The following is a 312-nucleotide window of genomic DNA, read 5'->3' on the forward strand; positions in this document are numbered from 1 at the left end:
ATGTGAACAAGGTAGAAACTGCCGTAAGGCTTCGGCACGCCCCTTCGGGCATAGTCATAGAGAATTCCGAAACCCGTTCGCAGCTTGATAATAAGAACAAGGCAATGCAGTTGTTGAAAAGTCAGTTATACGAAATCGAACTTCAGAAGCAACAGGCACAGCGAAGAGAGATCGAGGACTCGAAAATGAAGATAGAATGGGGATCCCAGATCAGGAATTATGTGATGCATCCCTACAAATTGGTCAAAGACGTTCGCACGGGAGAAGAAACCGGAAATGTTGATGCCGTGATGGATGGAGACATAGACAGCT

At 46.2% G+C, this 312-nt stretch carries 1 protein-coding gene; it reads left to right on the forward strand.

Going from position 1 to position 312, the window contains the following annotated elements; all coding sequences use genetic code 11:
• On the forward strand, positions 1-312 hold a 312-nt coding region (locus HC176_RS18695; RefSeq protein ID WP_280818727.1), incomplete at both ends, for a peptide chain release factor-like protein.

This window comes from Tamlana crocina, assembly GCF_012037625.1.